The sequence below is a fragment of the Exiguobacterium sp. Helios genome, assembly GCF_014524545.1.
Taxonomy (GTDB): Bacteria; Bacillota; Bacilli; order Exiguobacteriales; family Exiguobacteriaceae; genus Exiguobacterium_A.
Map to the genome: position 1 here is coordinate 1862198 of NZ_CP053557.1, position 15227 is coordinate 1877424.

The window sequence follows — 15227 nt, forward strand, 5'->3', positions numbered from 1 at the left end:
ATGCAATTGATTACACCGAAGTCCTTTCACCCGATGATTTTATTTTGGATTGCCGTCACTGCCGGCATCTGTACGCTGTACGGCTCTCTCCTGATTGCGACACTGCTCGTCGCGTACACATTATATGGTTACCTCTTACCAAAGTACCTCGAGTACCTCGGAGCACGTCTGAACGTCCGGCTCGTCGAAACCGTCCGCGCCTTCCGGGACGATACGCTACTCATCCCGTTTGAAATCCATAATCCGACACGGTTTTCCCTTGGTAAAGTGACGGTATCCGGTCTTCTCGGAGAACAAGTCCGGATCGAGGACGCGAGCAGCCAGTTTTGGCGTCAACATGTCTTTGTTCCGCGTCAGGCCAGCGTCCCGTTTCAAATTGACGTCATAGCAGCCAAACGGGGCACGATCCGGATTCAGTCGTTTGATATCATGATTTCCGACCCGTTCCATCTGATGACGCTCTACTTGACGTTGCCGATTCAACAACTCGGGCATGTCTTCCCGGATTTTGCACCGGCTTCGGTCGAATGGAACGAACGCCAGATTCCGGGCGAGACGATTGACCGGTCGAGTCCGTTCACGGATCGGTCGAGCTTTCACTCCGTCGTCCCTTACGCAGGTGATGCGAAGACGATCTATTGGTCTGCTTACGCCAAGACGGGCGAACTGTATTCCTATCAGTATGACCGGATGCGCAATCATGATTATGCCGTCATCATTGATGGGCTGTCCACGGACGGTTTAGCCTTACGCGGTGATTTTGAAAAGTTACTTTCGCGGGCGGCGACGATTATCCGAGAACTTGAAAAACAAGGCGCCTCGTACAGTCTCTGGATTTCAATGGTCAACCGGGATGGGCAGTGGTATCACGTTCCCTCGGGAAAAGGAAAAGACCAATTTTTACGGACGATGGAGTGTCTCGCCCGGATTTCAGAATATGATTTACCGCTCGAACGCCGCTATTTCACGAAACGTCTTCAACGGACCGTCCCCTCGACGACTGCGGAAATTCATCTTGGACACCGGCACAAGGGGGTGAGCGCATGATTCTCTGGTGGATTCTCGTCATCAGTCTCCTGCAGGCACCGCTCATTATTTTGATGTTCCCGCTGCTTGTAGCCATCCCGGCACGCAACATCCGGATTGGCCTGCAACTGGTCGCGGCAGTCTCGTTTCTTTTGATTTCTCCGCTAATCAGTATACTGTTGTTGCTTGCCATTGCTCTCGGGACATGGCTCGAGACTGTCGATCAGCCGTATAAATTTGCCATCAGTGCGACGGGGCTGACCGGACTGTTTCTGTTATTCCCGGGCCTTTCACCGCCGCTTGGCGCCTATCTGCTGCTTGGTCTGTTATGGGCAATCCCCTTCTTAAGACAGCATCTCGTAGAATGGCGCCGGATCACCACAGCTGTCTCGCTGTTTCTCGGGATCAGCCTTGTCCTCGTTACCGTGATCCGGTTGCTCAAAGAAGCGCTGTTTGGTTCTGTCGCAAACCTGACCCGTCCTGCACTTGAGGCATTCGGCTCTCTCTTTACCTGGACGTTACCGCTCGCGGAACAGATTGATCAAAAGACGGGAGCGAATGCGACGGATTTATCAAACATCGCCCCGCAAGAGAGTCTGAAGGCCGCAAGTATGAGTTCCGCTACGCTGTTTTATCTGAACACGGCAGGGATTGTCTTGGCGATTCTCGCTGTCGGGATCACCTTCTATTTGATTCGGAAACGACAGGTCGTTTCCACGGAAGCCGAACCCGTCGTCCGGATGACGGGGGCGAAGCAACCGGCACCGATTAAAAAGCATAGCCAGCACCCGCTTCTGAAAATCGCTTCACAACTCGAACAGGCATTCCCGCGCCGTCACGAGGAAACGACCGTCGAATGGTTAACGCGGATCGAGTTTCCGGAAGCCGTGGCCCACGCACACCTTCTCGACGGGATTGAATTCAGTCGCAGTGAACCGGCGTACGATCTCCAACTGTTCCGAAAGTATGTCCGGGAACAAATCGAACGTTAAATCAAAAAGAAGGTGCTCCGATACCGGAACACCTTCTTTTGGTTATTTAGAATCAATTTTAGACGCTTTACGCGCGATGATGACAATAAAGACGATGGCAGCAACCGGAAGCACGAGTGGCATCCAGTCCAGGATATACTGTGTATTCATCGTATCCCCTCCTCCAAAACATGCTAATACTCTATCCGTAGCATATTCCAAAAGACCGCACCATGCAAGCATCGTCAGATTCGCGGCAATATCGAGTAGACGACGGAGTAATAAATCAAGACACTGGTCGAGATACTGTAGATTACCAATATGTAAGGTCCGAATTTCGGCTGTGCATGCCGTTTCAGCACTTTCAGCGAAAACATCGTGATGCCTAATGCGAATAAAGGACTAAAGCCGAAGACCACAAGATCCATTGACATTAAGAGCTCTGTACTGAAAAGAAGATTAAATGCAAAAATCGATAATAAATACCAAGACGTGTACGACAGACAGATGAAAAAGAGGTATGACACGCCCGCAATAACGCTTCCCATCCGTGGTTTTTCCATATGTTGCATGATGCCCCTCCTGTAACAAAAATAAGATATCCTTAATGGTAATCGGAAAAAACGCTCAAAAATATTCAAATATGAATATACGACAAAAAAAATCTTCTGCCCCATTCGGCAAAAGATCTGCTTCTATCGTGTTAGACACTCTCATTCATCGGTTGACTGACCGCAATTCCTGTTTTATAGACTTTAGCAAGCTCAAGGACTTTGTTTTTAAAGGCTTCCCGACAAAAGGCCGGTTCAAGAATCTCCGCTTGTTCCGCGAACTGAATCAGCCACATCATGAAACCTTGAGAGAAAAGCGCTCCCACCTTGACTTCAAACCAGTCCCCTTCTAAACGCCGGCAACGAATGTCCGTCCCGAAGCGGTCGACGACGGTTGGCATGACACTCTCATGGAACTTCAACGTCAACTGTTCCTGTTCTCCCCCGTACATATTGAACATGCTGCTCAAGTAAGTGGATTCGACCTCGACCGGAGTCTGCGCCGGCTCAAAGACACTGCAATTGACGATGCGATCGACCCGGTACGTCCGAATCTCTTCGACACGTTCATCACGGCCGATCAGATAGTAGTTTCCATTATCGACAATCAAATGTGCCGGGGTAACGAGATAATAATCGCCGTCCCGTCGTAACTCAAACTTTCGTGTCCGTTCATTGAATTTTCCCTGATATTGAAAACTGATGATGTCCTGTTCGATGATAGCCTTTTGGATGGTGTCAATCGAAAAAGGAATGACGCCTTTCGGTTTCTTGACGGTATGTATGACCGGCGTCAACGTTTTCGCCAGACGTTTACTCGTCAAAGTATGAATATTGCGGACCAGGACCTCCGTTTCACTCTCAGAAATGAACTTCGCACTGGCAATCGCATCCACAAGTAAACGCAGGTGGTGGTATTCGAACGGACGGCTGACAAGATGATACGGAATCGCCAGACCGTTTTTAGTTTCTTCCGCATGGATGTCAAAACCTGATTTGGCAAGAGCCGCGATATCTTCTTTTAACGACTTCCGGGACAGCTTTTCAATCAGTCCTCTTTTCGACAATTCCGTACTTAATTCTTCCAATGTCAACGTCTCTTCTTCATCGGAATACTGTTCAAAAATTTCTCGAACCGCTAACAACCGATCCCGATTGGATAATTTTTCATTTGGCACGGGGCATCCTCATTTCCTATCCATAAGATGTTTGATTATACTTGGATTATACCTTAAACAGGTACGAAGATTAACAATAATATGGAAATATTTAAGAGATAGGAGAATTTGGATGCAACACATTGCCGATTGGGAAGGTTACCGATTTGATTACCGGGACAGTGGAACCGGACCCGTCATTTTACTGATTCATGGCACACAGTCCGATTACCGGGAAGTCTATCACGTAGAACGATTGATTGAAGCCGGTTACCGGGTCATCGTCCCGTCTCGTCCGGGATACGGGAAAACACCGCTCCGTGTCGCCTCATCCCCCGGTGAGTTGGCTGCTTTTTACAAAAGATGGCTTGCTTCGCGACACATCGAGCAATATACGGTCTACGGGATTTCTGCCGGCGGACCGACAGCAATTGCGTTGGCAAGTAATAATGCGTCTGTCTGTTCACTCGTCCTTGCCTGTGCGATGACACACGAAATCTCGCTTCCTTATCAGGCTTGGCTTGTCCAACCGCTCCTTCAACGTCCGTTGCAGCTCCTGCAATGGGTCTTATGGCATTACGTCAAAGATAAGTTGGTCAAGTTTCCGCAAGAAGCGTCTATGCGCATGGTCGAAATGACCAGTCTGTTGCAGCGTGACGAAATTCGACGTCAATTGAATGGAGTCGATCAACAATTGTTGTATCAAGTCGGACTGCAGAACGGACCGGGGCGGGGTGTCTTATTTGATTTGACGCAACAGATTGACCGACCGATCTTGCAAGCCATCCGCTGTCCGGTGCTGATCATCCATTCCAAGGCGGACCGGGCCGTTCCATTCGAACATGCCCTCTATGCCCGGCGTGCCATTGCCCATGCCCAGTTCATCGAGTCGGCAAGTCCCGGTCATTTGATTTGGATCGGTCCCTCCGCGCGTCACGATGAACGCATGATTGAACGTTTCATCTCCTTAAATCACTTGTAGACGAACACGAAGGTTCAGCTTTTCGTTCTCTTCCTCAATCGAGATGATGCCCCGTGCCGTCAGTTCTTCAATCGCCAGGCGTGTCCGTTCCAGGTTAAACCGTGCGTACCGGGCAATCTCTGATATGCCCATCCGGCAGGACAGCTGGTTGGCCTTGATCTTCGAAGACGGTTTGGCGACGGAGCGTTGCAACAGACGCCAAAAAACCTGCCGGGCATCATCGGATAACGCGTACGCGTTTTTTTTGATGACGGGCGGCACATAACGGATATCTTCCCGAATACGTCGAATCAGATAGAGACTCAACCAATCCTCCACGTCGGCTTGAATCCGGAAAAACTCAAACCACCATAACTGATCGAGTGCTTCTGCTTCGTCCTGCCGTAATGCCCAGGATGGCGGGATCTCATCAAACTCTTCATCGAGAAAATCTTCATAGTCCAGAGCGGTTTCATATAAAACCTGGGGCGGGATCCGGTCGAGTGTTTCCCGCTTTTGGTATAAATCAAAACTCATCCGCCGGAAGTGTTCGACTGAACCGGCGACCTGACTGAGTTGCATCAATTGTTTGGTAATCAGACGGGCGAGACCGTCCAGCTCAAGTTGAATGGCATATAAGTGTTTTTCAAGGGCAATTAACGTACTTCGTTCCATCAGACAGTTCCTCCTCTGTTCCTGGCATACTTCTAGTCTTTTTCCGCAAATCGGACATTCAAAACCAACCTCTATTTCTTTACTCCTCTACGGTGTCTTTCTCTTCTTCAACCGGGTTTATCTCCCAAATAAATGGGGAATATTTTGGGGCAGCGTATCGTCGACATGTAAACGATTCAATCGGAGGTGGAACAACGTGTTACAGTCTAAGAAACGAACGGAGCGAAAGTGGCGGCAACGCACGACACGGAATCATATTCTGCAATTGGAACACTTGTACAAAACGCATCCCGCCCGACCGACGACACAGACAAAGATTGTTTTTCCACAATTGTTAGAAGATGCCATTCGAAGCGGGCGGCTGGTGACGGTCCGTTATCTCGACCAGGGAACCGAGACCGCATTGATGGGAACGGTTACCGCTCTTTTTCACGCCCGCGGAATCATTGAAATCAAGACATCAACCGGTTTACAGCGTCATATTCCGTTCGATGAGGTAATGGATTTACGTGAATCGCTCCAATAGAAGATCCATAAAAAATGATCCTGTATAGACGAACAAAGGATGACGGATTCAAATCCGTCACCCTTTGTTCGTCGAAAAATTGACACTGTTGCCAGTCCCTGTTTAACCGACGCTTCTTATTTTTTATCCAACTTGACGTTTTGGTCAGCCGGTAAGGTCGTCGTCGTTTCTTCCTCTTCGAGTTTCGGAACACCTGCACCGTATTCTGTCGTCTCATCTTCGACATAAGAAGCGGCAAACGCCGGATTCAGTAAGTCAGATTTTGAGCCGACGATGACAATCCGGCCATGGCGAACTTCCTCTTCCAAATCTTCTGCTACATCCTTTGTCATTCCGAGTTCCGACAACTGGGCAATGCGGTCTTTTCGGTTGCTGCGGACTGTCGACATCAATGTCTCAAAAAATGATTTTTTTGTTACACGATACGCCAACGTCTGAGTGTCATTGGCAATCCGTTCCGCCAATTCTTCATCCTTCGCAAAGATGTAAATTTGTTTATTCGAATAGCCGCTTGACTTCAAGCTTGTCACTTCTGCGTCCACCGCCGTCATGTTTCGTACGATTCTTGTTTCAATCATCCTGTTTCCTCTCCTTCATGCGAGCCAACGATCTACTCTCGATATAAAGTTATTCCCGAAACATAATGAATAAAACATGAAACTGAAAAACGGCTTAAACAGCTTTCCGAAGACCCGAAGGAGAGCGACGTCTCAGATATATCAACAAACCAACTAAAACACATAGTCCGACTTGCGGAATGATCGTCTCATACGTCGGATAAATCCCTACCCAAGGCAATGACGGGATGTATGACATGACATGGATCGGCAAGAGGCCCGTAATTTGCAAGGCATGCAGACTGGCACCTAATATTTTGAACGCCATGAGATAAATCAATCCGGTCGCTCCTATAAAGAGCCGGTTGATTGGTAAACGTACCCCTAAATAAATGACAGCAAGCGAAAGAAGTCCGATGAGCGCAATTGCCAGCACGATCCCTCCAGCTAAAGCAGTCGATGTCATGGCGGGCGCCATGCCGACATAAAACAGCAGCGTCTCGGCCCCTTCCCGGAAAATCGTCAAAAAGCTGACGGCAAACAAAGACCGTCCCGCCAGATTCAGTGCCAGTTCCGTTTGCCGTGAAGCAACCGCCGTTTTCGAATGTAACCACGAACCGACGAGCAGCATCATCAATACTGCGGCCAGTCCGGTCCATCCTTCAATCTGCTCCCGTCCGACAGCAGCAAGTGCCGTTGAAAAGAACTGTTGGATGATCAGGGCCAGTGCTCCACTCGCGAATAAACCACATAATGCCCCACTCCAAATCATCCGTTCGCCTGTCACCTTGGCTTTTCGGGTAAAGGCAACGAGCGCGCTGATGATCAGCAAGGCTTCCAGCCCTTCCCGCAACATGACGAGCATCGCATCGACAAACGAATACGTCGTTTTCTGCGCTAACACTTCAAGTGACGTGATGATCGGGGCCAGGTCAGTCCGGGTGGAAGCCATCGTCGTTTCATCTAAACGCGACAACAGAACGGGTACATCCGATTCAATCGTCGTATACAGAGAACTGCTCCGGGTCCGGACTTCCCCTTCCCCGCTCGGCCAACGTTCGATAAAGGTCGTCAGCGTTTTCTCCGCCGCCGGGACGTCCTGATTCGCGAGTTGCTGATCCGCTTGTTTCAGTAACGCCGTCAACTCGACGAGACCCGTCTGTTTCGCGGCTTTCACCGTATCCCCTTTTAGAAAAGAACGGATACTGGCGTCAAACTGATCCAGTGCCTGATTCAGCTCCGACGGATCAAATGTTTCACGGGCCAAAGCAATCCGGATTGCGGACAGTCCCATCTCGACCTGACCGTAGTGCCCGATGCTCGTCTCCCGGACGACTGTTTCCCGGTCCGTCCAGGCTGTCAGCAATTCCGACTGCAACTGCTGACGCTCGGACATGTCAGTGGCCGTTCTCAGTTGCTTCGTTAGAGTGAACAGTTCTTTTAACCGTTTTTTAGCGGCTGAATCGTCCTTCGGCTGTTTGGTTTTTTCCAGCGCCCGGACCGCAGTCGACAATTCCGTCAATTGCTGCTTGACGGCAGGCAAAGCGGTTTGCTGCTTGACGGCTGTCAACTTCTGCTCGATGTTCTGTTGTTCGGCAGAAGCCGGCAACCGGTCGACCTGCTGTTCAAGCGTCGCGAGCGTTGTCTGTAAGCTGCTCCGGTCACCGTCGTTGACCGCTGACAAAGCTTGACCGATTAAAACATACAGGTCATCGGTTTTCGCATCGGCATGAACGACCGGCATCCCGATCGTCGTGCAGAGAAGCACCGGTAAAAAGAAATTAAGCAAAAAGCGCATCACCGATGTAGCCTCCTTTTTGAATTCCGCCGAAACAGGCGAAAACAGCACTGCCACGATGGGTAATGTATTCATTTAAACGGTCGGACGCTGCTAACCGTCTCTGAATGGTGATGAACTGCTCCGGTGACCGTTGATACGATAGAAACAGTAAGCCGGCATCGAGGGCACCGGTCGTTTCGTGAATCCCGGCCTGGTAGGAATAGGAGCGGCGTAACAGTTGTTCTTTTCCTGATCCGTGAGCGACTGCTGTGTGCGAGTCACTTGGAAGTTGTGCTTCACCGTGCGCCGTCCGTTTGCTTGGTGTCACCGCTGCAAATTCCTCTTTCGACCCAAGCGGGGCACCGGATGCGCGTTCGCGGCCAAACGTCCGCTCCTGTTCTTTCAGGATCGTCCGGTCCCATACCTCAAGATGCATCTGGATCCGGCGGACGACCAGGAAACTGCCGTTCGTCAACCAGGGTGAACCGTCCTGCCACTGGTAAAAGAGGTGTTGTTTTCGGACAGCGTCCTGCGTGCCGTCCGGATTACCGGTCCCGTCCTTGAATCCGAACAGATTCCTTGGTGTCCCCCCTGCCGCATCCGCGGCCTTGGAGCGTTGAAAACCGGCTTGCGTCCAGCGGATCTTAACGATACCGCGACCAATCCGGGTCAAATTCCGTAACGCATGAAACACGACTTGTTGATCGTCGGCACAAATCTGGACGACGAGGTCTCCGCCCGCCCATTGCGGGTCCAGTTGATCGAGATCAAAGACCGGCAACTCCCGGAGCAGCTTAGGACGTTTATGACCAATCCCGAATCGGTCCTTGGCAAATAAACTGTGACCGCAACCGAATGTAAACGTCAGGTGGCCCGCTGACAGCCCTTCCGCCTCTCCTGTATCTTCCGGAGGAACATAGGCACTGTCCGCGTCGCCGAGCGGTAATCCGGCTGTCAGTCGGGCGCATGCCCGCGTCCAACGTTTCAACAGATCAATCAATTCATCGCGCCGGGTCGTCTGGACATCAAAGGCGACCACCTGGACGTGGTTTTGAGGCGGTGTCAGGATACCCGCCTGATACTTGCCGTAGAACGGGACTTGATCTGTCGCCTGAGCCGTCAGGGCACGGGGTAAAAACCGTTCGAGTCCACTTGCGTAAAGAGCGGCTCCGAGCCCGGTCAGTCCCGCGACTTTCAGGACGTCACGCCGGGTGACCCCTGCTTCTAAAGTAGTCCGTGTCATCGATCAGCCCTCCAGTACGATACCCATCTTCGAGAGCGGTTCCGCCAGCTCGTTGATGGCTTGACTCAATTGTTTGACATCTGATTTGGACAACTCGGTATAGAGCACGTATCCGTCTTCTTTCTTTTTCGCTTCCAATAATCCGTTAACATCAGCAAAGCGGGCCGCAATCTCTTTCGACAGGGCAGCATCCTGTTTTTTCAGAGCCGGATTTAACAATTGATAAATTTTTTCCGCACCTTGGACGTTGGCTGCAAAGTCATACAGATCGGTATGCGAATACCGGTCTTCTTCCCCTGTGACTTTTGACGTCGAGACTTCGTTTAAAAGATCAGTCGCACCGGTAACCAACAGTTCCGGCGTCACCTCGACCGTCTCGACTTTCGCCCGGAGCAGATGGACATCTTTCATCAATTGGTCGGCATACTCTTCGTATCCTTTTGTCGTACCTTTTTCAAACAAGCCCTGTTCGATCCGGTGGTAGCCACCCCACTCCGACGTTTTGACGTCCCCTTCACGGGCATCGATTTTCGGATCGAGGTCTCCGAATACTTCCGCGATCGGTTCCGCCCGCTCATAATGCATCCGCGTTGGCGCATAAAGTGCTTTCGCCCGTTCCAAGTCCCCGTCTTTGACAGCTGTCGTGAACGCTTGCGTCTGCTTCGTGAACTGTTCCAGTTCCGCAATCGCATATGTCCGGTAATCAGCAACGACTTGCTCGAATTGATTCGGCTTGGCTGCTGCCGGTTTAGTCGTCGCGGGTTGTTCATTACAGGCTGCCAGTAAAGCCGTCATGGATAAGAGACCGATTGTCAGTGTTTTTTTATGTCGCATAAATGGTTCCCCCTGATGATTAAGTAAGTTCATCAATTAGTATAGTCGATAATGATAATCGTTATCAATATATTTCAATAAAAAAATCCTCCCCTCCAGACACGGTCCGCAGGCAGAAGATTTTAAATGATTCAAGACTCCCGTTTTTTGAAATACGTCCGCGAAATGATAAAGGCGACGATTCCGAAGCCGATGAACACAAACGCTTTTTGAATCAACGACAAGAATGACAAATCAAACAGCAACAGTTTGAAGGCACTGACCGACAGCAACAGCAGACCCGACAGACGCCAAGCCGCCGCTGCACGGATGCGGCCAATCGCTACAAGAACAAACGATAACAGGATGTAGGCGACAGACAACGTCGTACTCCGGTCCGTTTGATCAAGCATAGCGTAAAACGGCAGTTCCATCACGATCAGCGTATAGGTCACGAACACACCGGCCGCTGCAAAAAACAGAACGATTTGCCAATACTTTTTCCACATCGCTTCCCCGTGTGTCCGGACGAGCAAGACGATGAAGGCTGTCGTTGCGAGCGTCAGACCGAATACGGCGACGGCATACGACCGGTCGTTGAATCGATACGTCTCATACGTTCCAATCGTATACAGGACGAACATCACGTATACGACAATTCCGAAAAAGCGTTGATGCGGCACTTCCTGCCGCTTGATGAACCACAATCCGGCAATCATAAGAGCATAGAGGAGTGAACGGAATTGATCACCGAAACTCAGCGGATCGACCGGAATCTGCGAAATCGCAAACAGGATGGCAACATGTCCGACACCGTTTTGCCACGCCTCCTTCGTTTGATTCGCGACGGCGTAAGCGATGAGTGCAAACAGAACCGCGAGTCCGTAAGCAAACGGCCAGTCGACTACGGACAGGCTAAGCAGAACGAATCCGCCCGCTATCCAGCTCGGGTAATTGTAGGTGATCGGAAGTTTCGTCCCGACGTAAGCGAGACCAAGATAGGCGATGAAGGATGCCCCGAGTAAAGTGATTTCGTCAATCAAGGGACGTGTCTCAAAATTGACGGTGAGACTGCCGAAGATAAGGGCCAGGAAAAAGATCCCGGCAGTAACCGGGTACGCTTTGACCGCCTGCAGACGAAGGATAGCAAACACTAAAGCGGTAAATAACAGGACTTCGTACAGTAAAAATAAGAAGACGTTCGGCTCATCCGTTAACTGGAGAAACGGCAATAAAAAGCCGGTAATCGAGACTAACACGAGTAACGCCGTCGAGCGCATCCACAACATCAATCCGTAAGCGATGGCGAGCACGACGATTTCCAGGAAAAAAGCCAACAACGGCGGATAAAATTGATATAAGGCCATACCGGCAAATAAGGCGGACAAGGAAACGATTGTCCCGGTCGCGACCAGTCCGACGCCGAGATCCCGTCGTTTTTTCTCATACTGGAACTCTCCCAGTGCCATGACGAGTAAGCCGATGACGACTCCACTCCCAATCCGGACGGCTGGACTGATTAGTCCCGCTAACGACGCGTAGGAAAATAGAAAAATCGCTCCGATGGCGGCAAAAATCGCCCCGATTCGCGGCAGCCAGACCGTCGCCAGGACATTTTCCCACTCATCCCGCGTCCGCGCTTGTTTTATGACCGGTGACCGGGTCTTCTTGACGAAAGCAGGCCGGACGGCAGGTCGCGCGACGGAAGAGACCGGTTCCGGTTGTGATTCTTTCGCCGGCTGACGTTCCAACTGATCGACGCGTGCTTTTAATCGGACGATTTCCTGCTCCAGCTGTTCCAGTCGTTTTTCATCCATTTCTTTACCACTCCTTTCGAGAGAATGCATTCGAGGTTGTCATTATTTTACACGACTTTTTAATCGATTCCCAATTCTTTAAAATTTCGAACATTCCTCATTCTTTTATCACGTCCGTGCCATGAAAAAACCGATGAAGCGGAAGGCTTCACCGGTCAATCGATTAACGGACGGATAATGCGTACTGTCCTGTCGTATTGTAAACGGACGTAAATTGTGAACGGCTAACCGTGTATTTTCCACGGTATGGATCCGACACAGTAAACGCGCTGCTTGAGACACCTGTCACGAGCATGACGTGGTAGTTGCGGTAGCCGGTAAACGTTTTACCATCCGGCTTGATCCATGAGAAGTAGCCGTACGGATTTTTGAAATCAACGGTTGCCCAGACGATGACCGGGTTGCCGCTACGGATTTCACTTTCGATTTTGCTGACTCCTTGTTTGGAGATATCAACAGCGCCACTCCGGTATTTTTTCGCGAGCGGCAGGATGCCTTTCGGGTAAATGCCCCAGTTTTTATAGTAATCGAGCGTTCCTGCCGGATTACCGGTAAACATTTTTTCGGGATCTGCCCAGTAATACTTGCCGTTTTTATAAGTGGCGTTTGCCATGCTTTTCGGCATTTGGTTATATAAAGAAGAGGCAGAAACTGCTTTCTTTTTATATTCGAGTGCCATTTTCAGTGAAACGAACTCACAGCCTGACGGATATCCGAGTGTGTATTGATTGTAATACGGGACGTTTAATTGTTTCGATGAACTGCTTGGTGCTGTTTTCGTCAAATACTGTGTCGATACATAACGGTAACTGCCATTGTACAAAATACGTGTCCAGCTGCCGGTTGTCCCGTAAGATGCCACCTTTACGCCTTTATTCAATTGCGTGACGGTTTTTGCTGTTAAGCTTGGAGAAGTTCTGACATTCAGCGTGCCAACCGTCGTATAACGTGCACCGGTCGATGTATACTTCGATGTCGTAGAGGTACGGACATAATCTTTGTGTATGTAGCCCGGTTTTGATTTGTACGTGATTTTATACCAACTGCCGGACGTCCCGTTCGAAGTATAGACAGCTCCTTTAGTGATGTTCCCCAGGATTTTACTTGTTGTCGATGGTTTTTCACGAACGCGCAACACATCTGTCGTGACCGTCAACTTCGTGGCTGCTTCTGCAATGAGCGATGGACTGAACACACCGAACAAAACACCTGCCAGAATGATGGACGTAATGATTTTTTTCATGATAAACCCCCTTGTGTCTGTAGTATACACAATTTTTCCCATCTTTTTGAAATTTTAATCAATATTCCATAAGAAAATTCTGAAAAATTGTGATATCTTTTCCTTTATAACAAAAAATCTCAGCGCTGCATAGGCAGATCGCTGAGATGTAATTATATTGATATCTAAAGATTTTTAATTTCAGAGGTCTAAAATGAAAGGGGACGGCTTTGAAAATCCTTGTTCCATCAGGTGAGCGACCAGTTTCGTATCTTCTTCCGAGACCGGTAACGGTGTACCATGGACGATGCTTTCATAAAAGGCACGATACAGCTTGCCGTAATCTCCGACCGGGCTCGGAATCCGGACATCCTGTAAATGACCATGGTCGTCATGGTACAACAACCGACCGAAATCATCTTCGGAATCTTCCCCGAATCCTTCTTCTCCCGGGAAGTAGTTGGCTTTAAGATCCAGCTCCTGGCGGTCAACATGCTGCTTGATGAACGTTCCGTTCGTCCCGTGAAGCATCCAGCGCGGCGCTCCCGCCAACGCGATATGACTAGTCCGGACACTGACTTTTAACTCCGGATAGTAAAAGTCGAGGGCAAATGTATCATCCGGATTACCGGCAAGGCGAACCGTCCGGATATCATATCCGACCCGTTCCGGTTTCCCGAATAAAGCAACGATTTGATCAATCGTATGCACACCAAGACCATATAAGGCCCCGTTTTCCGGACGCGCAATCGCCGGGGCAGCATCCGGTCGATAGAGATCGAAGTGCGAGACGACTTCGACGAGGCGTCCGAGCTTACCGGATCGGATGACTTGCTCGATGACTTGGAAGTCACTGTCGAAACGCCGGTTTTGATATGCAAGCAACTTGACGCCTTGCCGGTGCGCTTCTTCGAACAATTGACGGGTTTCCTGCTCCGTCACCGTAAACGGTTTTTCGACCAGCACATGTTTTCCCTGTTGTAACGCTTGCAACGCATAGGCGAAGTGCGTCGCCGGCGGGGTATTGATGACGACGACCTGGAGCTCCGGGTCCTTCAACATCAGATCGAGATCTGTTGTGAACCGGACATGGGGCAATTTGGATTCGTAAGTTGCCTCTAATTCCGGTTTTGATTTCCGATTATAAATCCAGGTAATATCAAACTGGTCCTCAATCATGACATAGGGCAGATGATAACGGGTCGTACTTTTTCCAAAGCCGATAAAACCAATCTGAAGTCGCATCCGATCACTCCTCGAATAATTCTTTCTCTAACCATACCAAAGCCTGCATCGCTTGTCCTATCTAAATGCCGCTTTATTTTGGCACCGGCATCCCCACATGCTCATATGTCGCAAAACCGTCACGAACACCTCTAGGGACAAAACCGAATGACGTATAATAGGTGTTTAAAAAGTCATTGGATGCCACACAATCAAGTCGTAACGCTTCTTGTTCCGCTTGGGCAACGGCAATCACGTGCTGCAATAAACGTGTTCCGATTCCTAAACCTTTTGCGGATTCACTGACGACGATCCGGTGGATGTAAAGCCCCTCTCTGTCAGACCATAGTGTCTGATCCCATTCGAGCGACGGCAATAACGCAATCGAACCCAGTAAGTCCGGTCCCTGTTCATAAACAAACAGTCTTCCGGCATTCAGGTCGCGCTGCACGAGAGCTTCTAAATCGGTCTCGAGATACGCGGACCATTGGCGGCTTCCCCGTTTCTTAAACAGTTCAGCTTTTTCACGCAACAAGGTCGCAATCCGTTGGACATCGTGTGTAGCAGCTGATCGTATCATCGTGTTCCTCCCGTTTTTTAAAATTTACCTTCATCCTAACGAAAGTAACGCCAGAAGAAAACCGTTTTGCTTCAAGACATCAAAAAATCATCAAATCGCATGACTTTGTAAAATTTTTCATATT

General features: G+C 49.8%; 15 protein-coding genes. 4 read left to right on the forward strand and 11 right to left on the reverse strand.

The features are described 5' to 3' along the window. Together HNY42_RS09815 and HNY42_RS09820 are read left to right on the forward strand one after the other, a co-directional pair. Entirely contained in the window at positions 1 to 1047 is a 1047-nt protein-coding gene (locus tag HNY42_RS09815; protein ID WP_188004408.1) for a DUF58 domain-containing protein, read from the forward strand. Then, positions 1044 to 2018 (forward strand): hypothetical protein, encoded by a 975-nt coding sequence (locus HNY42_RS09820; protein WP_131972635.1) that lies wholly within the window; start codon positions 1044 to 1046, stop codon positions 2016 to 2018. The genes HNY42_RS09815 and HNY42_RS09820 overlap by 4 nt, the downstream gene beginning before the upstream one ends. A 224-nt stretch (positions 2019 to 2242) precedes the next feature. Here the strand turns inward: HNY42_RS09820 and HNY42_RS09825 are convergent, their stop codons facing one another. Then, positions 2243 to 2569 (reverse strand): hypothetical protein, encoded by a 327-nt coding sequence (locus HNY42_RS09825; RefSeq protein WP_131503730.1) that lies wholly within the window; start codon positions 2567 to 2569, stop codon positions 2243 to 2245. 131 nt (positions 2570 to 2700) lie between these two features. Next, positions 2701 to 3726, reverse strand: a complete 1026-nt coding sequence (locus tag HNY42_RS09830) for a helix-turn-helix transcriptional regulator (protein ID WP_131503729.1) — start codon at positions 3724 to 3726, stop codon at positions 2701 to 2703. A 112-nt stretch (positions 3727 to 3838) separates the two neighbouring features. Between HNY42_RS09830 and HNY42_RS09835 the strand changes: the two genes are divergently transcribed. Beyond that, complete coding sequence (locus HNY42_RS09835; RefSeq protein ID WP_188004409.1) at positions 3839 to 4687, forward strand: alpha/beta fold hydrolase; 849 nt, start codon at positions 3839 to 3841, stop codon at positions 4685 to 4687. Here the strand turns inward: HNY42_RS09835 and HNY42_RS09840 are convergent. Next, positions 4673 to 5341, reverse strand: coding sequence for a hypothetical protein (locus HNY42_RS09840; protein WP_188004410.1), 669 nt, complete (start codon positions 5339 to 5341; stop codon positions 4673 to 4675). The two genes, HNY42_RS09835 and HNY42_RS09840, sit on opposite strands and share 15 nt — an antisense overlap. Positions 5342 to 5537: 196 nt before the next feature. Here HNY42_RS09840 and HNY42_RS09845 point away from each other — a divergent pair, with 196 nt between their 5' ends. After that, positions 5538 to 5867, forward strand: coding sequence for a YolD-like family protein (locus tag HNY42_RS09845; protein WP_188004411.1), 330 nt, complete (start codon positions 5538 to 5540; stop codon positions 5865 to 5867). A gap of 116 nt (positions 5868 to 5983) precedes the next feature. Here HNY42_RS09845 and HNY42_RS09850 read toward each other — a convergent pair whose 3' ends face one another. From HNY42_RS09850 to HNY42_RS09885, 8 genes are all read right to left on the reverse strand, one after another. Further along, positions 5984 to 6445, reverse strand: a complete 462-nt coding sequence (locus HNY42_RS09850) for a YflT domain-containing protein (RefSeq protein WP_114595719.1) — start codon at positions 6443 to 6445, stop codon at positions 5984 to 5986. A 94-nt stretch (positions 6446 to 6539) separates the two neighbouring features. After that, entirely contained in the window at positions 6540 to 8222 is a 1683-nt protein-coding gene (locus tag HNY42_RS09855) for an FTR1 family protein (protein ID WP_188005439.1), read from the reverse strand. Further along, on the reverse strand, positions 8206 to 9447 hold the full coding sequence (efeB, locus tag HNY42_RS09860) for an iron uptake transporter deferrochelatase/peroxidase subunit (protein ID WP_131972631.1): 1242 nt from the start codon (positions 9445 to 9447) through the stop codon (positions 8206 to 8208). Before efeB ends, HNY42_RS09855 begins: the two co-directional genes overlap by 17 nt. A gap of 3 nt (positions 9448 to 9450) precedes the next feature. Then, positions 9451 to 10281: an iron uptake system protein EfeO gene (gene efeO, locus HNY42_RS09865; protein ID WP_131503723.1), complete on the reverse strand. Its 831-nt coding sequence runs from the start codon at positions 10279 to 10281 to the stop codon at positions 9451 to 9453. 131 nt (positions 10282 to 10412) lie between these two features. Then, entirely contained in the window at positions 10413 to 12077 is a 1665-nt protein-coding gene (locus tag HNY42_RS09870; protein WP_188004412.1) for a DUF2339 domain-containing protein, read from the reverse strand. Between the two features lie 163 nt (positions 12078 to 12240). Then, the gene (locus HNY42_RS09875; RefSeq protein WP_131503721.1) at positions 12241 to 13320 is read right to left on the reverse strand and encodes a C39 family peptidase; all 1080 of its coding nucleotides are present in this window, start codon (positions 13318 to 13320) and stop codon (positions 12241 to 12243) included. 180 nt (positions 13321 to 13500) lie between these two features. Continuing rightward, positions 13501 to 14544 (reverse strand): oxidoreductase, encoded by a 1044-nt coding sequence (locus tag HNY42_RS09880; RefSeq protein WP_188004413.1) that lies wholly within the window; start codon positions 14542 to 14544, stop codon positions 13501 to 13503. Positions 14545 to 14617: 73 nt separating this feature from the next. After that, positions 14618 to 15103, reverse strand: a complete 486-nt coding sequence (locus HNY42_RS09885) for a GNAT family N-acetyltransferase (protein ID WP_188004414.1) — start codon at positions 15101 to 15103, stop codon at positions 14618 to 14620. Positions 15104 to 15227: the final 124 nt, after the last annotated feature.

Bases quoted from the DNA above. Each gene is read 5' to 3' on its own strand.
- HNY42_RS09815 (WP_188004408.1), top strand. From the start codon at position 1: ATGCAATTGATTACACCGAAGTCCTTTCACCCGATGATTTTATTTTGG.
- HNY42_RS09820 (WP_131972635.1), top strand. From the start codon at position 1,044: ATGATTCTCTGGTGGATTCTCGTCATCAGTCTCCTGCAGGCACCGCTC.
- HNY42_RS09825 (WP_131503730.1), bottom strand. From the start codon at position 2,569: ATGCAACATATGGAAAAACCACGGATGGGAAGCGTTATTGCGGGCGTG.
- HNY42_RS09835 (WP_188004409.1), top strand. From the start codon at position 3,839: ATGCAACACATTGCCGATTGGGAAGGTTACCGATTTGATTACCGGGAC.
- HNY42_RS09840 (WP_188004410.1), bottom strand. From the start codon at position 5,341: ATGGAACGAAGTACGTTAATTGCCCTTGAAAAACACTTATATGCCATT.
- HNY42_RS09850 (WP_114595719.1), bottom strand. From the start codon at position 6,445: ATGATTGAAACAAGAATCGTACGAAACATGACGGCGGTGGACGCAGAA.
- HNY42_RS09855 (WP_188005439.1), bottom strand. From the start codon at position 8,222: ATGCGCTTTTTGCTTAATTTCTTTTTACCGGTGCTTCTCTGCACGACG.
- efeB (WP_131972631.1), bottom strand. From the start codon at position 9,447: ATGACACGGACTACTTTAGAAGCAGGGGTCACCCGGCGTGACGTCCTG.
- efeO (WP_131503723.1), bottom strand. From the start codon at position 10,281: ATGCGACATAAAAAAACACTGACAATCGGTCTCTTATCCATGACGGCT.
- HNY42_RS09870 (WP_188004412.1), bottom strand. From the start codon at position 12,077: ATGGATGAAAAACGACTGGAACAGCTGGAGCAGGAAATCGTCCGATTA.
- HNY42_RS09875 (WP_131503721.1), bottom strand. From the start codon at position 13,320: ATGAAAAAAATCATTACGTCCATCATTCTGGCAGGTGTTTTGTTCGGT.
- HNY42_RS09880 (WP_188004413.1), bottom strand. From the start codon at position 14,544: ATGCGACTTCAGATTGGTTTTATCGGCTTTGGAAAAAGTACGACCCGT.
- HNY42_RS09885 (WP_188004414.1), bottom strand. From the start codon at position 15,103: ATGATACGATCAGCTGCTACACACGATGTCCAACGGATTGCGACCTTG.